The following is a 16,192-nucleotide window of genomic DNA, read 5'->3' as shown; positions in this document are numbered from 1 at the left end:
AACGGTCCTTTCTGGAAACTTCGTCGGCGGTGACTCAGCGGTCGCGCAGCTCCAGGGTGCAGCACTTCACGCTGCCGCCCGCTTTCAGGAGCTCGGAGAGATCGACTCCGACGGGTTCGAAGCCGCGCGCGCTGAGCTGGGCCTTCAGGCCGGTCGCCGCGTCCGGCAGCAGCACGTGGCGGCCGTCGGAGAAGGCGTTCAGCCCGAAGACCGCGGCGTCCTCGGCGGTCGCGAGGATCGCGTGGGGGAACAGGGTGCGGAGCACCGACCGGCTGCCCTCGGAGAATGCGGCCGGGTAGTACATGACCTCGCCGTCGGAGAGCACGGCGAGCGCCGTGTCCAGGTGGTAGTACTCCGGGTCGACGAGGGTCAGGCTCGTCACCGGCAGGCCGAAGAACTCCTGGGCCTCGGCGTGCGAGCGCGGGTCGGTACGGAAGCCGGTGCCGGCCAGCAGCCGGCGGCCGACGGTGAGGAAGTCGCCCTCGCCCTCGTTGACGTACTCGGGCCACAGCAGCTCGCGGTAGCCCCGGGCCCGGAACCAGTCCAGGTACGCCGGGCCCTCCGCGGTGCGCTGCGCGTGCCGGAAGCGGGCCCCGTACACCTTGCCGTCGACGACGGTCGCGCCGTTGGCGGCGAACACCATGTCGGGCAGCCCGTCGACTGGCTCGATCTCCTCCACGAGGTGGCCGAGCCCGAGGTACAGGTCGCGCAGCCGCTCCCACTGGCGGACGGCGAGGGCGGTGTCGGTGCGGTTCTCCGGGTGCATCCACGGGTTGATCGAGTACGTGACGTCGTAGTGCCGCGGACGGCACATCAGCAGCCGGCGTCGGGTGGCGACGCGCGAGGGGGCCGGGGCCGGGAGGGTGGTCGCGGGCTCGGTGAGCGGCACGGGAACTCCTTCAAGGGTGTCTGGAGGGACTCCGGGTCACACGCGTGGTGGGGCGGGCGACCGGCGGTGCGTGCGGTTGCGTCAGCGGGCGGAGGCGAGCGGGTACTCGACGGGAGCATGCCGGGGTCGCCTCTACTGCTTCTACCGGCGCCTGTCTACGACCTGCGGGGAGGGGGCCGGAGGCTGGAAGTGGTGGGGTTCTCTTTCGTTCCGGTGAATGTTCGGATGGGGCAGTGTCGGCTTCATCAAGGTATGCGGATATATGACTAATTGGGTTCGGGTGGGGCTGTAGAGGTGAAACGGCCATAGTGGTCGTGTGAGCGGGGAACGCATGTCGATGAAGCACCAGTTCGGGCACCGTGCCCGACTGGAGCTCTCTTCCGCGCAGGTTCGGCTGGTGGATGCCCAGGCGCACGCGGCCCGCACGGTGTGGAACCTGCTCCACGACTGGTGGGCGATGCTCCCCAAGGACCGGAGGTCCCTGGCGGCCGCCGACGAGGCGATCCGTCAGGCGCGCAAGGAGATCGACTGGCTGGGTGTGCTGCCGGCGCAGGCTGCGCAGGCGGTGTTGAAGACGTACTTCCAGGCATGGAAGAACTGCTGGGAGGGCCGGGCGGGGGAGCCGAAGTTCAAGGCGCGATTCCGGGCGGTGATGTCCGTGGACATTCCGCAGGGGCGGGACCTGAACATCACCCGCGTGCACCGCCGCTGGGGCATGGTGAACATCCCGAAGGTGGGCCGTGTCCGTTTCCGGTGGACCAAAGATCTTCCCGTGGGAAAACGTGCCGACGCCGACAACCGCATCACCGGGGCCCGGCTGGTGAAGGGGGCGCTCGGCTGGCACATAGTGTTCCGGATCCAGACTCTTGAGCCGCAGCCCGTGCCGCACATCGGACCTGAAGTCGGCATCGACATGGGAGTCAAGGTGCCCCTAGCCCTCTCGGACGGGACGAGCTACGACCACGGCGAATGGCTGACCCAGAAGGAACAGGCAGAGCTGTTGCGTCTGGAGCGGCGGGCCGCGCACCGTAAGAGTTTCCGCATGCGAGGCGAGCGCGCCTCGCGCCGCCTGCGGCGTACCTATGACCGGATCCAGGGGCTTCGTGCGACAGCCAAGCGCAGGCACCTGGACTGGCAGCACCAGGCCACCACCGAGATCGCAGCGAAGTACAGCGTGATCGTGGTGGAAGCGCTCACCGTCACGAACATGGTCAAGTCTGCCAAGGGGACAGCGGAGCAGCCGGGGAGGAACGTCGTGCAGAAGGCCGGCCTGAACCGCTCCATCACCCAGGAGGCTTGGGGTCGCACGGTCGAGCTGCTGGCGTACAAGGCCGCACGCCGTGGTGGCACCCTTGTCAAGGTTCCCGCCCCCGGCACCTCCCGGCGCTGCTCGGCCTGCGGCTTCACCACACCAGGCAGCCGGGAGTCCCAGGCCGTGTTCATGTGCAAGAACCCCGACTGCGGATGGACCGGAAACGCCGACCACAACGCAGGCCGGAACATCCTGCACCTGTACCGGATGGGCCTCGCGCTCGTCCCGGCTGCCGGGAGGGCAGTCGACAGGCGCGCACGCCGCGTCAAGCCCGCCACCGCAAGGTAGGCGGGAATCTCCTGCGGTCGCGCCGGAGAGCACTTCAATGCTTCTGTTTCACCGGGATCCATCCCGAATCTGGATTCCCTGGCCGCTGCCAAGGCTGCCCCGTCAGCCGGTGAGGGGCCAGGTGGCGGTGACCTCGTAGCGGGGGCGTTCGCCGGGGATGCCGCTGGTGGGGAGGTTGCTGCGGACGAGGCTGAGGGTGTCGACGCGCCAGGGGGTGCCCTCGAAGCCGGAGAGGGCGTCGAGGACGGGCCTCAGGTCGGCCGCGCCGTTGCTCCGGGCGAGGGTGAGGTGGGGGGTGTAGCGGTGGTGCTGGTCCATCGGGACCCCGGCGCGGCGGGCGGCGGCATCGGCGCGCTCGGCGAGCATGCGCAGGGTGTCGAGGTCGCCGGCGGCCCCGGCCCACAGGGCGCGGGAGCCGAAGTGGCCGACGCCGTGGAGGCGGAGCGGGAAGGGCGCCGTGCGGGCGGCGGCCCGGCGCAGGCGCTCGTGGAGTTCGGGGAGCAGCTCGTCGCGGACCTCCGCCATGAAGGCGAGGGTGAAGTGCCAGCCGGGCTCCGCGGTCCACCGCAGGCCTGCCGCGTCCGGCGCGGCGGCGAGGGCGTCGCGCAGCTCCAGGGCCGCCTCCGGGGCGGGCAGCACAGCGGCGAACAGCCTCATCCCCCGACCATATCCCCGCCCCCGCCCGGGGGCACGGGTACGAAACCGGCCCCGAACCGGCCGCTCCCCGCCCCGGGCCCCCGAGGGGGCGCCAGATGCGGGGCGGAGCCGGTGGGCTCCTGCGGGGCTGGTCCCCTACCCGCCCTTCCCCCGTTCCCCGGGCTGCGCCCGGACCCGCTCGGGGCTGCGCCCCAGGGCCCCGGGTACGGGGGCTGGGGTCCGGGCGGGGCCACCGGCAGGGGTTACGCGGCCGTGGCGAGTTCGCGGGGGCGGGAGGGGACGAAGGTGACGCCGTGGCGGTTCACGCGGAGGCGGAGGTTGCCCACGCGGGAGAGGACCAGGGCCACGCCCAGGGCTGCCGCCAGGGAGATCGCGCCGCCCGCGGCCATGCCGATCCGGGCCCCGTAGGTGTCCGTGATCCAGCCGACCAGCGGAGCGCCCAGCGGGGTGCCGCCGGTGAACACCATCATGAACAGGGCCATGACCCGGCCCCGCATCTCGGGGTCGGTGGCCATCTGGACGCTGGAGTTCGCCACGACGTTCACCGTGAGTCCGAACACCCCGATCGGCACCATGAGCGCCGCGAACAGCCAGAAGGTGGGGGCGAACGCCGTCATCAGGAGGATGACGGAGAAGAGGACCGCCGCCGCGACCAGCAGCCGCAGGCGGGCCTGGCCGCGTCGGGCCGCGAGCAGGGCGCCCGCCAGGGAGCCCGCCGCGATCAGCGTGTTGAACAGCCCGTACGTGCCGGCGTCGCCGTGGAAGACGTCGCTGACGAAGGCCGACAGCCAGATCGGGAAGTTGAACCCGAAGGTGCCGATGAAGCCGACCAGGACGATCGGCCAGACCAGCTCGGGCCGGCCGGCGACGTAGGCGAGGCCTTCGCGCAGCTGGCCCTTGGCGCGCGGCTGGGGCGTGACGGGGTGCAGTTCCCGCGTACGCATCAGCAGCAGTCCCGCGATCGGCGCCGCGAAGGACAGGCCGTTCAGCAGGAAGGCCCAGCCGGAGCCCACGGCGGTGATCAGCACGCCGGCGATGGCCGGGCCGACCAGTCGCGCGGACTGGAAGTTCGCGGAGTTCAGGCTGACCGCGTTCGCGACCTGCGCGGGGCCGACCATCTCGGAGACGAACGTCTGCCGGGCCGGGTTGTCCACGACGGTGACCAGGCCGAGCAGGAACGCGGCGAGGTAGACGTGCCACACCTGGACGTGTCCGGCCAGGGTGAGGACGGCGAGGGCGATGCCGGTGAGGCCCATCGCGGCCTGGGTGGCGATCAGCAGCGGCCGCTTGGGCAGCCGGTCGGCGAGTACGCCTCCGTAGAGGCCGAACAGCAGCATCGGCAGGAACTGCAGGGCGATGGTGATGCCGACGGCGGACGCGGAGCCGGTCAGGGAGAGGACCAGCCAGTCCTGTGCGATGCGCTGCATCCAGGTGCCGGTGTTCGAGACGACCTGACCGGTCGCGAAGAGCCGGTAGTTGCGGATCCGCAGCGAGCTGAACATTCCGAGGTTCTTGCCCGCGGGTACCGCGACAGAGGGGGTGGATGGATGGCCGGGTGCGGAGTCTGCTCCGGTTCCCGTACTCAAAAGCGTTCGCCTCCTGGCGTCGTTCCTACAGGTGCGCGAGCTTCTCCAGGACGGGTGCGGCCTCGCGGAGCTTGGCCCATTCGTCCTCGGTGAGCTCGGCCGCGAGCCCGGCCAGGAAGGCGTTGCGCTTGCGACGGCTCTCTTCGAGCATCGCTTCGGCCTCCTCGGTCTGGCTGACCACCTTCTGGCGGCGGTCGTCGGGGTGCGGCTCCAGCCTGACCAGGCCCTTGGCCTCCAGCAGGGCGACGATGCGTGTCATCGACGGCGGCTGGACGTGCTCGCGGCGGGCCAGCTCACCGGGGGTGGCCTGGCCGCAGCGGGCGAGGGTGCCGAGGACCGACATCTCGGTCGGGCTCAGCGATTCGTCGACGCGCTGGTGCTTCAGGCGCCGGCCCAGCCGCATGACGGCGGAGCGGAGGTCGTTCACGGCGGCAGCGTCGTCGCCATGGGAAAGGTCAGGCATGTCTTTAGAGTAACTCATTACTTTTCCTAAGGAACACCACGGGTGGTCGTCACTCGTACGGGTGAGCCGGCGGCGGAAAGTGACACGCGTCCGCACCCTGACCCCCGACCCTTTTCGGCATGGGGACACATGTGCTGAGCATGCGCATAGACGGGGAGCTGCTCGACCGGCTCCGGCACCATGCCGCCAAACGCGGAATGAGCGTCCAGGACTATGTCGTCCGGACGCTCATTCGCGATGACTTCGACGAGCGGTTCAAGACCGCGGTCGACGAGACGGAGAAGTTCTACGGCCTGACCTAGCCGTAGAACGGGACTACGTGAGGCCGAGGGCCGGCATCGCGTAGTAGAAGACGAACACCGCGGAGACGGCGTACATGGCGGCCGGGACCTCACGGCCCCGGCCGGTCGCCAGGCGCAGCACGCAGAAGCTGATGAAGCCGAAGCCGATGCCGTTGGTGATCGAGTAGGTGAAGGGCATCATCACCATGGCCAGGAAGGCCGGGACGGCGATGGTGAAGTCGCTCCAGTCGATGTCCTTGACCGAGCCGGCCAGGATCAGGAAGCCGACCGCGACGAGCGCGGGGGTGGCGGCCTGGGACGGGACCATGGTGGCGAGCGGGGTGAGGAAGAGCGCCACCCCGAAGAGCGCACCGGTCACCACGTTGGCCAGGCCGGTGCGGGCGCCCTCGCCGACGCCCGCCGTGGACTCCACGAAGCAGGTGGTGGCCGAGGACGAGGTGGCGCCGCCGGAGGCGACGGCCAGGCCGTCGATGAGCAGGACCTTGTTGATGCCGGGGAAGTTGCCGTCCTGGTCGATCAGCTTCGCCTCGTCGCCGACGCCGAGGATGGTGCCCATCGCGTCGAAGAAGCAGGACAGCAGCACGGTGAAGACGAAGAGGACGCCGGTCAGCATCCCGACCTTCTCGAAGCCGCCGAAGAGGCTGACCTGGCCGACGAGCCCGAAGTCGGGCGCCGCGACCGGGTTGCCCGGCCACTGCGGCACGGTCAGGCCCCACGCCAGGTCGGGGAGGTCGGTGATCAGCTGGACGGCGACCGCGACGACGGTCATGGCCACGATGGAGATCAGGATCGCGCCCGGGGTCTTGCGGATCAGCAGCGCGAGCGTGAGCAGGACGCCGACCACGAAGATCAGCACGGGCCAGCCGTGCAGGTGGCCGTTGCTGCCGAGCTGGAGCGGGACGGTGGTGTGCGCGGCGTCCGGGATGCGGGAGACGAAGCCCGAGTCGACCAGGCCGATCAGCATGATGAACAGGCCGATGCCGATCGCGATGCCCTTGCGCAGGCTCGTCGGGACGGCGTTCATGACCCGCTCGCGCAGGCCGGTGGCGACCAGCAGCATCACGACGAAGCCGGCGAGCACCACCATGCCCATGGCGTCGGGCCAGCTCATGCGCGGGGCGAGCTGGAGGGCGACGACGGTGTTGACGCCGAGACCGGCCGCCAGGGCGATGGGGACGTTGCCGATGACACCCATGAGGAGGGTGGTGAAGGCGGCCGTCAGGACGGTGGCCGTGACGAGCTGGCCGCCGTCGAGCTGGTGCCCGTACATGTCCTTGGCGCTGCCGAGGATGATCGGGTTCAGTACGATGATGTAGGCCATCGCGAAGAAGGTCGCGAAGCCGCCCCGGACCTCGCGGGCCACGGTCGAACCGCGCTCCGAGATCTTGAAGAAGCGGTCCAGGCTGGTGGTGGGGGCCGCGGCGGGTGCCGAGGTGCTCATGCGGTCCTCAAACTGGTCGATTTAGTGGTTCGTACGAAGAAATCCGGCCGTAGGCAAACCGTTTCAGTATGAACACATGAACGAGGGCCAGTCCATCTCCGCGCGTAGACCCCAAATCCGGCCACCTAGACTGGCTCCCATGGCGAAGTGGACTGCGAAGCACGAGGCGCCCGAGCCCCTGGAGGGCCCGGTAGTCGCCACCATCACCGGCGGCACGATCCTCTGGTTCGCCCTGTTCCTCGTCCAGCTGCCGTTCTACGGCTGGTTCGCGGACCGCGACCTGCTGTGGTGGCTGTGGACCTGCGCGGCCGGCGGCGGCCTCGGCCTGATCGGCATCTGGTACGTCCGCGGCCGCGACGCGGCCCTCAAGCGCCACGCGGTGCAGGAGGCCGAACGCGCCGAACGTGCCGAGCACGGCGGTCCGGCGGGAGAGACGCCCCCGGCGGGCGGGGAGGCGTAGCCCCAGCCCCTACCGAGGGACGATTCCGCTCATCCTGAAGTCGGATCTTCCGACTTCTCGGCGGGTGAAGCGCCAGAACGCCCTTTACCGTCGAAAGCATGACGCAGCGGGCGAGGATCGATCACGACGGGCCTGACCGGACCGGCGGCGCCGCCATCGACGCGGGAGCCGAGCTGGACCCCGTACACCCGGTGAAGCCGCCCGCCCCCCGCTTCAAACCGGGCGGCCTGCTCACCGCCGAGGTCGCCGAACGCGTCGCCCGGGGCGACGTCAACGACGTCCCCGTCCGCTCCTCGCGCTCCACCACCGAGATCGTCCGGGCCAACGTCTTCACCCGCTTCAACGCCATCATCGGCGTCCTGTGGGTGATCATGCTGATCGTCGCCCCCATCCAGGACAGCCTCTTCGGCTTCGTGATCATCGCGAACACCGGCATCGGCATCATCCAGGAACTGCGCGCCAAGAAGACCCTCGACGGCCTCGCCGTCATCGGCGAGGCCAAACCCAGCGTCCGCCGCGACGGCTCCACCGCCGAGATCTCCACCTCCGAGATCGTCCTCGACGACGTCATCGAGCTCGGCCCCGGCGACAAGGTCGTCGTCGACGGAGTCGTCGGCGAGGCCGACGGCCTGGAGATCGACGAGTCCCTGCTCACCGGCGAGGCCGACCCCGTCCTGAAGAAGCCCGGCGACCAGGTCATGTCCGGGTCCTTCGTCGTCGCCGGCGGCGGCGCCTTCACCGCCACCAAGGTCGGCCGCGAGGCCTACGCCGCCCAGCTGGCCGAAGAGGCCTCCCGCTTCACCCTCGTCCACTCCGAGCTGCGCTCCGGCATCTCCACCATCCTCAAGTACGTCACCTGGATGATGATCCCGACCTCGATCGGCCTGATCATCAGCCAGCTCGTCGTCAAGGACAACAACCTCAAGGACGCCATCGCCCGCACCGTCGGCGGCATCGTCCCGATGATCCCCGAAGGCCTCGTCCTCCTCACCTCCGTCGCCTTCGCCATCGGCGTCATCCGGCTCGGCCGCAAGCAGTGCCTCGTCCAGGAACTCCCCGCCATCGAGGGCCTCGCCCGCGTCGACGTCGTCTGCCTCGACAAGACCGGCACCCTCACCGAGGGCGGCATGGACGTCACCGAGCTCCGCCCCCTGGGCGGCGCCGACCCCGCCTACGTCAAGAAGGTGCTCGGCGCCCTCGGCGAATCCGACCCCCGCCCCAACGCCAGCCTCCAGGCCATCATCGACGCCTACCCCGACAGCGCCGAGTGGCGCTGCACCGAGTCCCTGCCCTTCTCCTCCGCCCGCAAGTACAGCGGCGCCAGCTTCAGCGAGGGCGACGGCGAGAACAACACCTGGCTCCTCGGCGCCCCCGACGTCCTCCTGCCCGCCGGGGACCCGGCCCTGGACGAGATCAACGGCCTCAACGAGCAGGGCCTACGGGTCCTCCTGCTGGCCCGCTCCGCCCGCGAGCTCGACGACGCCGCCGTGGCCAGCGGGGCCAGGCCCCTCGCCCTCGTCGTCCTCGAACAGCGGCTGCGCCCCGACGCCGCCGACACCCTGCGCTACTTCGAGGACCAGGACGTCAAGGCCAAGGTCATCTCCGGCGACAACGCCGTCTCCGTCGGCGCGGTCGCCGGCAAGCTCGGGCTCCCCGGCGCCCACAACACCGTCGACGCCCGCAGGCTCCCCACCGAGCAGGCCGAGATGGCCGCCGTCCTCGACGAGAACGCCGTCTTCGGCCGGGTCACCCCGCAGCAGAAGCGGGACATGGTCGCCGCCCTCCAGTCCAAGGGCCACACCGTCGCCATGACCGGCGACGGCGTCAACGACGTCCTCGCCCTCAAGGACGCCGACATCGGCGTCGCCATGGGCTCCGGCTCCGAGGCCACCCGCGCCGTCGCGCAGATCGTCCTCCTCAACAACAGCTTCGCCACCCTGCCCTCGGTGGTCGCCGAGGGCCGCCGCGTCATCGGCAACATCACCCGGGTCGCGACGCTCTTCCTCACCAAGACGGTCTACTCGGTGCTCCTCGCCGTCCTGGTGGTCTGCTCCCAGGTCGAGTACCCGTTCCTGCCGCGCCACCTGACCCTGCTGTCCACCCTCACCATCGGCATCCCGGCCTTCTTCCTGGCCCTGGCCCCGAACAAGGAACGCGCCAGGCCGCACTTCGTGAAGCGGGTCATGCGCTACGCCATCCCCGGCGGGGTGATCGCGGCGGTCGCCACCTTCGTCACGTACCTGATCGCCCGCGCCCACTACAGCGGTCCGGACGCCCTGAAGGCCGAGACCAGCGCCGCCACGCTGACCCTGTTCCTCACCTCGATGTGGGTCCTCGCGATCATCGCCCGCCCCTACACCTGGTGGCGGGTCGGCCTGGTCGGCGCCATGGGCGGCGCCTTCCTGATCGTCCTCGTCGTCCCCTGGCTCCAGGACTTCTTCCAGCTGAAGCTGGAGGGCGTCACCATGCCGTGGATCGCCGTCGCCGTCGCGGCGGGCGCCGCCACCCTGATCGAGTTCACCTTCCGGTGGGTCGACCGGAAGTTCCCGGCCTAGGCCTGGCCTAGGCCCTCTGGGCCGGGATCAGTCGAACCACCTGTCGCGGGCCAGTTCCGCCGTGCGGGACGGGTCCTCCAGGAGGGCCGCGACCTCGAAGCGGCGGGGCCACTGGCCGGCCGCCCAGGCCAGGGCCGCCGCCACGCCTTCCAGGGTGGAGGCGTGCAGGACCCCGTCCGGGGTGCGGCGCCAGTCCAGTTCGGTGCCGCCCGCGATCAGCTCCTCGTGCTCCACGTACGTCAGCGGGGTGGCCGGGCCCAGCAGGACGCGGACCGGCTCCGGGACCTCGTGCTCCTCGCCCGGGGTGCTCACCTCCGCCGGGACCGTGTCCGACATACGGCGCACCTGGAGGAGCTCGGCCAGGTCGGCCGCCCGGGACGGGGCCACCGGCAGCAGGGGCAGGCCACCGGTGAGGGGCAGCAGGTCCGGGGCGTCCGCGATGACCGCGTCGGCCGCGTCCACCACGACGGCCTCGCCGTCCACCACCGCCCGCAGCTCGTCGGGCAGGGTCACCTGCTCGGGGTCCAGATCGGCCAGGGCGGTGTAGAGGCCGTGCAGCTGGCGGCCGTCCACCTCCCGGTCCGGGTCGGCGAGGCGGGCCAGCAGCTCGGCCGCGCCGCCGGGCTCGTCCAGGAGCGCGGCGACCGAGGTGCGTACGCCCAGCGCCCGCAGCACCTGCTCGTCCTCGAAGCCCGTCGCGTCCGCCGGGGTGTACAGGCCCTCCAGCAGCGGGTCGCCGCCCGCCGCGCGCAGGCCGGCGGGGCGGCGGCCGTCGAGCACCGGGTGGTCGCGCAGCCACCAGGCGGTGTACGGGCGCACGGAGCGGGTGGTGCCGTCCGGGAGCAGGATCCGTACCGGCTGGGTCAGGGCGTCGCGCAGCGGGGGCTGGGCGAGCATGGCCAGGGCCTGCGGCCAGCGGTCGTCGTCGACGAGGTCGAGGTCGCGTACGGCGACCAGCTCGGTGGCCACCGGCGGTACGGGGGTGTCGGGGAGCTGGTCGAGGAGGTCCTCGCACCACACGTCGACGGCGTCCAGCAGGCCCGCGTCGTCCGGTTCGGCGAAGTCCCCGTCGCGGGGCTCCAGTTCGTCCGGGTCGAGGACCACGTCGGTGGCGCGGACCAGCTGGAAGGCGGTCAGCACCCCGCAGGCGGCCAGCACGTCGGCGTCCCAGCGTTCGGCGAGGCCGGCGTCCAGGTACGGGATCTCGTCCTCGCGGACCACCGAGGCCAACGGGCTCCCGGCGAGGAGGAGTTCACCGGCCGGGGTCGGTTCGCCGTCCTCGTCGGGCAGGGCCAGCGCGCCGAGCCACGGCTCGTCACCGGCCGCCAGGCCGGAGTCGCGGACCAGGGTGAGGACCACCTCGGCCAGCTCGTCGGGGTCCAGGGCGTCGGCGTCCTCGTCCCAGATCTCGCCCGCGTCCAGGGAGGCGGCGACGGCCGCGCGGATCTGCGGGGTCGTCAGGACGGCGCGGGCGGTGGCGGGGAGGGCGCCCAGCTTCTCCAGCAGCGGGTGCGCGGCGTCCGGGTGGGCCACCTTCAGGCCGAGGCGGGCCAGGCTCGCCGGGGTGTCGGCGTAGGGCAGCAGGACGTGGCGGGGGCCGATGGTGGTGCGGCCGTCGGCCAGCGGCACGGGCAGCCCCGACAGCCGGTCCGGGTCCACGCCGGCGAGGGTGTCGTAGAGGCGGTGCCACCACTCGGGGGTGCGCTCGATGCCGGCGATCCGCTCGATGGCCTCGCCGAGCGGCAGCCGGCCGACGCCCAGGGTGCGCAGCTCGGGGCGGCGCTCCAGCCCGGCGGGCAGCAGGGTGGGCAGCACCTCCGCCAGGACCCGTACGGTGTCGGCGCCCGCACCCTCCACGACCTCCGCCTCGAAGGGGCGCAGCGCGGCCCGCTCGTCCGGGGTCTGCGGCGGGGCGGCGGGCGCGAGGAAGGCGGTGCGGGGCAGGCGCTGGAGGACGGCGCCGCGCAGGGCCCCGTCGAGCTCCCCCTTGCCGAGCGGGCCGGGCACCAGGTCCACCAGGGCGGTGCTCACCGGGTCCCAGGCGCCGAGGAGTTCGGCGTAGGCGTCGGCGGCGCGCTCGACCAGGAAGTCGGTGAGGGGGCCGGGCGCGGGGTGGCGGCGGGAGGTGTCCAGCGGCAGGGAGGCGATGAGCAGGGCGGGGATGCCCAGCGGTTCGTCGGTGGGGGTGGGGGCGTGCACGACGGGGGCGGTGCGGGGGCGTTCGGGGGCGCCGTCGGGGTCGACGGGGACGGCCCAGGTGACGGTCCAGGCGGGCCGCAGCCGTTCCTCGACGGGCCGGTCGGCCAGCAGGGCCTTCTCGATGGGGCCGGTGTGGCGGACGGTGCGCCAGCGGTGGGTGCCGGACGCGGAGTCCTCGATGACGGTGTACGGGCCGTCCATGCGCCGGTAGAGCACGCGGTGTCCGGCGGCCGGGGTCTCCACGACGACCTCGCGCAGCCCGGGCAGGGTCAGCAGCAGGGCGTCGTCGATGCCGGCGAGGAGCCGTTCGGCGAGGTCCTCGGCGGCGGCGTCGCGCAGCGGGAGGACCACGACGGTGTCGTAGCCCTCGGGGGCGCTGCCCTCGGCGGGCAACGGCAGGCGCAGCAGCGGGACGTGGCCGTCGCGGCGGCGCAGTTCGTCGCCGAGCCCGGGGCTGCCGACGGCGGCGCCCCGGGCCATCTCGCGGGACTCGGCGAGGGACCAGCGGACGCCGCCGTGGCGGCCGAGGACGGCCGGTTCGTCGGAGACGGCGAGGACGGCGGCGAAGCCGACGCCGAAGCGGCCGACGGAGTCCTGTTCGTTCTCCCGCTTGGCGGAGGCGCGCAGGGTGCTCAGCGATTCGACGCCCGTCGCGTCCAGCGGGGCACCGGTGTTGGCGACGGCGAGGACGGCGTGGCCGTGCTCGCCGGGGTGCAGGGTCAGGCGCAGCCGGCCGGGAACCTTGGCACGGGCGGCGGCGTCGGCGGCGTTCTGGGCCAGTTCGACGACGAGCCGGTCGCGGTAGCCGCCGAGCGCCAGGTCCTCCTCGGCGTTGGCGTCCTCCCGGAAGCGGGCCGGTCCCGACCCCCAGGAGTCGAGCACCCCGCGCCGGAGCCGGGCCGTGCCGAAGGGGTCCACGCCGTCCTGGGCCGCCGTCACTCGCACGTTCACGCCGCTGCCTCCATGCTGTGCCGCTTTCAGGGATGCCGGGCCCGGATCCGTACGGACCCCTGCCCGGGCCTGATGAAGGTATCGCGTGCGGGCCTACGCCTTGCCCGTGAGGTGCGCGAACACGACCACGTCGGCGTCCCAGTGGCGGTCGGGGGTGAGGGCGCCGCCGCAGGTGATCAGCCGGAGTTCGGCCTTGCCGTGGGTGTCGCCGTAGACCTTGTTGGTGGGGAAGGCGTCCTTCTTGAAGGTGTCGACCCCGTCGACGGTGAAGACGGCGGTGGTGCCGTCGGTGCGGTGGACGTCGACCTCCTGGCCCTCTCTGAGGGTCTTCAGGCGGAAGAACACGGCCTCGGGGACCTGCGGGGTGTCCATGTGGCCGACGATCGCGGCGGCGCCGGCCTCGCCGGGCGTGGGGCCCTCCTGGTACCAGGCGGCGTCCTTCGGTTTCGCGAAGTCGGGCTCCCGCATGACGCCGTGGGAGTCGAGGCCGACGGCGTCGAGGGGGGCGTCGACTCCGATCCCGGGGATCTCGATCCGGTCCGGGACGGACGGCGGGAGGGAGGCGGCCGGGACCGGCGTCGCCGCGCCCGAGGGGGCGCCGGTCCCGGCGGAGGCGCCGCCCGCCGAGCAGCCGGAGGTCAGGGCCAGGGCCAGCGCCACGGCGAGGGCCGGGGCCCCCGCCAGGGCGGCGGCGCGGCGTACGCGGCCGCCCCGGCGGGCGGTTTCGGCGGGACGGGGACGGGGATCAGGCACGGCCGGGCTCGGCGACGTACCCGGCGGGCGCCTGGCCGGTGTTGACGGAGCCCAGGGGCTTCTTGCGCTCGCTCGGCTTCAGCGGCTTCAGCGGCTTCAGGTTCGGGTCCACGTGCGGCTTCGGGGCCGGGCCGGGCTTGCCCTCGGTGGAGAACTTCACGGTGTCGAACTTCTTGCCGCCCGCGAAGGCCTCGACCCCGTAGTAGCCGCTCTTGACGTCGTTCGCGACGGTCGCGGTGCCGGTGAAGGTGCCCTTGCCGTCGCCCTTGAGGTCGACCCGGCCGCCGGAGAAGGCGAGGGAGGAGACGTGGGCGTTCCTCTCGGAGGTCTTCACGGTGACGACCACCTTGTCGCCGGGGCGGCCGAAGTCCGTGGAGAGCTGGACGGTCGAGGGCGCGGGGGTGGGTTTCGGGGCGCCCGCCTCGACGTTCAGCCGGGCGGTGGCCTGGATCTTCGCGCCGTCGGGGCCGGTGCCGACGAGGGAGACGCCGTAGCTGCCGTCCTTGACGGAGGCGACCGTGCCGGTACCGGTCCAGCCGGCCTCGCCCTCGGTGAGCTTCACGCCGGCCAGGGCGGCGGAGGACACGGTGAACTTCGATCCGGCGGGGGCGGACACGCTGACGCTGACGGCGTCCCCGGGCTTCACCGGCGAGGACGGCAGCGTGAGGCTGACGCCGCGGCTGGGGGTCGTCGCGCTCGCCGACGGGGAGGGCGTCGGCGTACCGGCGGCGAAAGCGGTGGTGGTGCCGCCGAGGGCCAGTGACGAGGCGAGGGCGATCGCCGGAAGGGTGAGTGCCTTGCGCATGGGGTCTCCTCCTGAACGGGCCGGGGTTTTTCCCGGCACACCAGACATGAGGGACATTCGGGGCGGTCGGTTGCGGGGCGGATCCGGGCCCGCGCGGGGCCCTGCCGAAGGTCCCGGGAGGCAAAACAGCAGGCCGGGGGAGGAGCCGAGGGTGCCCGTTTGCGGGCTCTTTGCCCTTATTTTTGGGACCAAAGTCCCGGCGGCCGTCCCGAGACGGTGGCGGGCCGGAAACGGCCGGAAACGCCGGAGCCCCCGGCGCCGGGAAGGCGCCGGGGGCTCCGGTCGGTTCAGGACCCGTCACACCGGGACCGGTCGGGTCAGAGCTGCTCGATCACGTAGTCGATGCACGCGGTCAGCGCCTGCACGTCCGCCGGGTCGATCGCCGGGAACATCGCCACGCGCAGCTGGTTGCGGCCCAGCTTGCGGTACGGCTCGGTGTCCACGATGCCGTTGGCGCGCAGCACCTTCGCGATCGCCGCCGCGTCGATGTCGTCCGAGAAGTCGATCGTGCCGATGACGGCCGAGCGCTTGTCGGCGTCCTGCACGAACGGGTTGGCGTGCTTCGACGCCTCCGCCCAGCCGTACAGGTGGGCCGCGCTGGCCGCCGTACGGCCCGTGGTGAACTCCAGGCCGCCCTGGGAGTTCATCCACCGCAGCTGCTGGTCCAGCAGGAACAGCGTGGACAGCGACGGGGTGTTGTACGTCTGGTTCTTCAGCGAGTTGTCGATCGCCGTCGGCAGCGAGAAGAACTCCGGGATGTGCCGGCCGGACGCGTGCACGCGCGCGGCACGCTCCAGGGCGGCCGGGGAGAACGCCGCCAGCCACAGGCCGCCCTCGGACGCGAAGGACTTCTGCGGGGCGAAGTAGTAGACGTCGCTCTCGGTGATGTCCACCGGCAGACCGCCGGCGCCGGAGGTCGCGTCCACCAGGACGAGGGACCCGGCGTCCGCACCCGCGACGCGCTTGACGGGCGCCGCGACACCCGTCGAGGTCTCGTTGTGCGTGTACGCGTACACGTCCACGCCCGCCTCGGCGACCGGCTCGGGGTGGGTGCCCGGCTCGGAGGAGATCACCGTCGGCTCGTCCAGCCACGGCGCGAGCTTCGCGGCCTTGGCGAACTTCGAGGAGAACTCGCCGAAGGTGAGGTGCTGCGACTTGCGCTCGATGAGACCGGCGGTCGCGATGTCCCAGAAGGCGGTGGAGCCGCCGTTGCCCAGGATCACCTCGTAACCCTCGGGGAGGGAGAACAGGTCCCGGATCCCCTCGCGCACCGAGCCGACCAGGTTCTTGACCGGGGCCTGGCGGTGGGAGGTTCCGAGCAGGGAGGTACCGGTGGCGGCGAGGGCGTCCAGCGCCTCGGTCCGCACCTTGGAGGGGCCCGCGCCGAAGCGTCCGTCGGCGGGCTTGATGTCAGCGGGAATCTGGATCTCGGCCACGAGCGGAGCGTATCGGGTCGTGGGACGGGACTTGGACGCGCGTCCACCCGATGAGACGCACGCCGCGCCGGGCGGCCGGTGGCAGGCTGGGCGGC

The 16,192-nt window shown here is 72.1% G+C and carries 13 protein-coding genes; 4 read left to right on the top strand and 9 right to left on the bottom strand.

Features of this window, described 5'->3' with window-relative positions; genetic code table 11:
* Positions 1–34 precede the first annotated feature (34 nt).
* A complete protein-coding gene (gene ddaH, locus OOK31_RS33060) occupies positions 35–889 on the bottom strand; it encodes a dimethylargininase (protein WP_353962697.1) in 855 nt (284 codons plus the stop codon).
* Between the two features lie 337 nt (positions 890–1,226).
* On the opposite strand from ddaH, the gene OOK31_RS33055 reads away from it, so the two are divergent.
* Complete coding sequence (locus OOK31_RS33055; RefSeq protein WP_267091234.1) at positions 1,227–2,489, top strand: transposase; 1,263 nt, start codon at positions 1,227–1,229, stop codon at positions 2,487–2,489.
* 102 nt (positions 2,490–2,591) lie between these two features.
* Here OOK31_RS33055 and thpR read toward each other — a convergent pair whose 3' ends face one another.
* The 3 genes from thpR to OOK31_RS33040 form a co-directional block, all read right to left on the bottom strand.
* Positions 2,592–3,146, bottom strand: coding sequence for an RNA 2',3'-cyclic phosphodiesterase (thpR, locus tag OOK31_RS33050; RefSeq protein WP_267091083.1), 555 nt, complete (start codon positions 3,144–3,146; stop codon positions 2,592–2,594).
* 242 nt (positions 3,147–3,388) lie between these two features.
* Positions 3,389–4,732, bottom strand: a complete 1,344-nt coding sequence (locus tag OOK31_RS33045) for an MFS transporter (protein WP_267091082.1) — start codon at positions 4,730–4,732, stop codon at positions 3,389–3,391.
* Between the two features lie 25 nt (positions 4,733–4,757).
* A complete protein-coding gene (locus OOK31_RS33040; protein ID WP_053681049.1) occupies positions 4,758–5,195 on the bottom strand; it encodes a MarR family winged helix-turn-helix transcriptional regulator in 438 nt (145 codons plus the stop codon).
* A gap of 119 nt (positions 5,196–5,314) precedes the next feature.
* Between OOK31_RS33040 and OOK31_RS33035 the strand changes: the two genes are divergently transcribed.
* Positions 5,315–5,497, top strand: coding sequence for a ribbon-helix-helix protein, CopG family (locus OOK31_RS33035; RefSeq protein WP_267091081.1), 183 nt, complete (start codon positions 5,315–5,317; stop codon positions 5,495–5,497).
* Positions 5,498–5,510: 13 nt separating this feature from the next.
* Here OOK31_RS33035 and OOK31_RS33030 read toward each other — a convergent pair whose 3' ends face one another.
* Complete coding sequence (locus OOK31_RS33030) at positions 5,511–6,938, bottom strand: NCS2 family permease (protein ID WP_267091080.1); 1,428 nt, start codon at positions 6,936–6,938, stop codon at positions 5,511–5,513.
* A gap of 139 nt (positions 6,939–7,077) precedes the next feature.
* On the opposite strand from OOK31_RS33030, the gene OOK31_RS33025 reads away from it, so the two are divergent.
* Positions 7,078–7,398: a DUF2530 domain-containing protein gene (locus tag OOK31_RS33025; RefSeq protein ID WP_267091079.1), complete on the top strand. Its 321-nt coding sequence runs from the start codon at positions 7,078–7,080 to the stop codon at positions 7,396–7,398.
* 98 nt (positions 7,399–7,496) lie between these two features.
* Positions 7,497–9,953 (top strand): HAD-IC family P-type ATPase, encoded by a 2,457-nt coding sequence (locus OOK31_RS33020; protein ID WP_267091078.1) that lies wholly within the window; start codon positions 7,497–7,499, stop codon positions 9,951–9,953.
* Between the two features lie 27 nt (positions 9,954–9,980).
* Here OOK31_RS33020 and OOK31_RS33015 read toward each other — a convergent pair whose 3' ends face one another.
* From OOK31_RS33015 to serC, 4 genes are all read right to left on the bottom strand, one after another.
* On the bottom strand, positions 9,981–13,103 hold the full coding sequence (locus OOK31_RS33015) for a sacsin N-terminal ATP-binding-like domain-containing protein (RefSeq protein WP_267091077.1): 3,123 nt from the start codon (positions 13,101–13,103) through the stop codon (positions 9,981–9,983).
* A 93-nt stretch (positions 13,104–13,196) separates the two neighbouring features.
* Positions 13,197–13,856 (bottom strand): class F sortase, encoded by a 660-nt coding sequence (locus tag OOK31_RS33010; protein WP_267091076.1) that lies wholly within the window; start codon positions 13,854–13,856, stop codon positions 13,197–13,199.
* On the bottom strand, positions 13,849–14,661 hold the full coding sequence (locus tag OOK31_RS33005; RefSeq protein WP_267091075.1) for a hypothetical protein: 813 nt from the start codon (positions 14,659–14,661) through the stop codon (positions 13,849–13,851). Before OOK31_RS33005 ends, OOK31_RS33010 begins: the two co-directional genes overlap by 8 nt.
* A gap of 317 nt (positions 14,662–14,978) precedes the next feature.
* Positions 14,979–16,097: a phosphoserine transaminase gene (gene serC / locus OOK31_RS33000; RefSeq protein WP_267091074.1), complete on the bottom strand. Its 1,119-nt coding sequence runs from the start codon at positions 16,095–16,097 to the stop codon at positions 14,979–14,981.
* Between the last annotated feature and the right edge of the window lie 95 nt (positions 16,098–16,192).

This window comes from Streptomyces sp. NBC_00249, assembly GCF_026342355.1.
In the GTDB taxonomy this organism is placed as follows: domain Bacteria; phylum Actinomycetota; class Actinomycetes; order Streptomycetales; family Streptomycetaceae; genus Streptomyces.
This window is presented reverse-complemented; position numbering and strand designations above follow the sequence as displayed.

Excerpts from the sequence above, each read along its gene's own strand:
- OOK31_RS33055 (WP_267091234.1), top strand. The coding sequence starts at position 1,227 with ATGAAGCACCAGTTCGGGCACCGTGCCCGACTGGAGCTCTCTTCCGCG.
- thpR (WP_267091083.1), bottom strand. The coding sequence starts at position 3,146 with ATGAGGCTGTTCGCCGCTGTGCTGCCCGCCCCGGAGGCGGCCCTGGAG.
- OOK31_RS33040 (WP_053681049.1), bottom strand. The coding sequence starts at position 5,195 with ATGCCTGACCTTTCCCATGGCGACGACGCTGCCGCCGTGAACGACCTC.
- OOK31_RS33035 (WP_267091081.1), top strand. The coding sequence starts at position 5,315 with ATGGGGACACATGTGCTGAGCATGCGCATAGACGGGGAGCTGCTCGAC.
- OOK31_RS33030 (WP_267091080.1), bottom strand. The coding sequence starts at position 6,938 with ATGAGCACCTCGGCACCCGCCGCGGCCCCCACCACCAGCCTGGACCGC.
- OOK31_RS33025 (WP_267091079.1), top strand. The coding sequence starts at position 7,078 with ATGGCGAAGTGGACTGCGAAGCACGAGGCGCCCGAGCCCCTGGAGGGC.
- OOK31_RS33020 (WP_267091078.1), top strand. The coding sequence starts at position 7,497 with ATGACGCAGCGGGCGAGGATCGATCACGACGGGCCTGACCGGACCGGC.
- OOK31_RS33005 (WP_267091075.1), bottom strand. The coding sequence starts at position 14,661 with ATGCGCAAGGCACTCACCCTTCCGGCGATCGCCCTCGCCTCGTCACTG.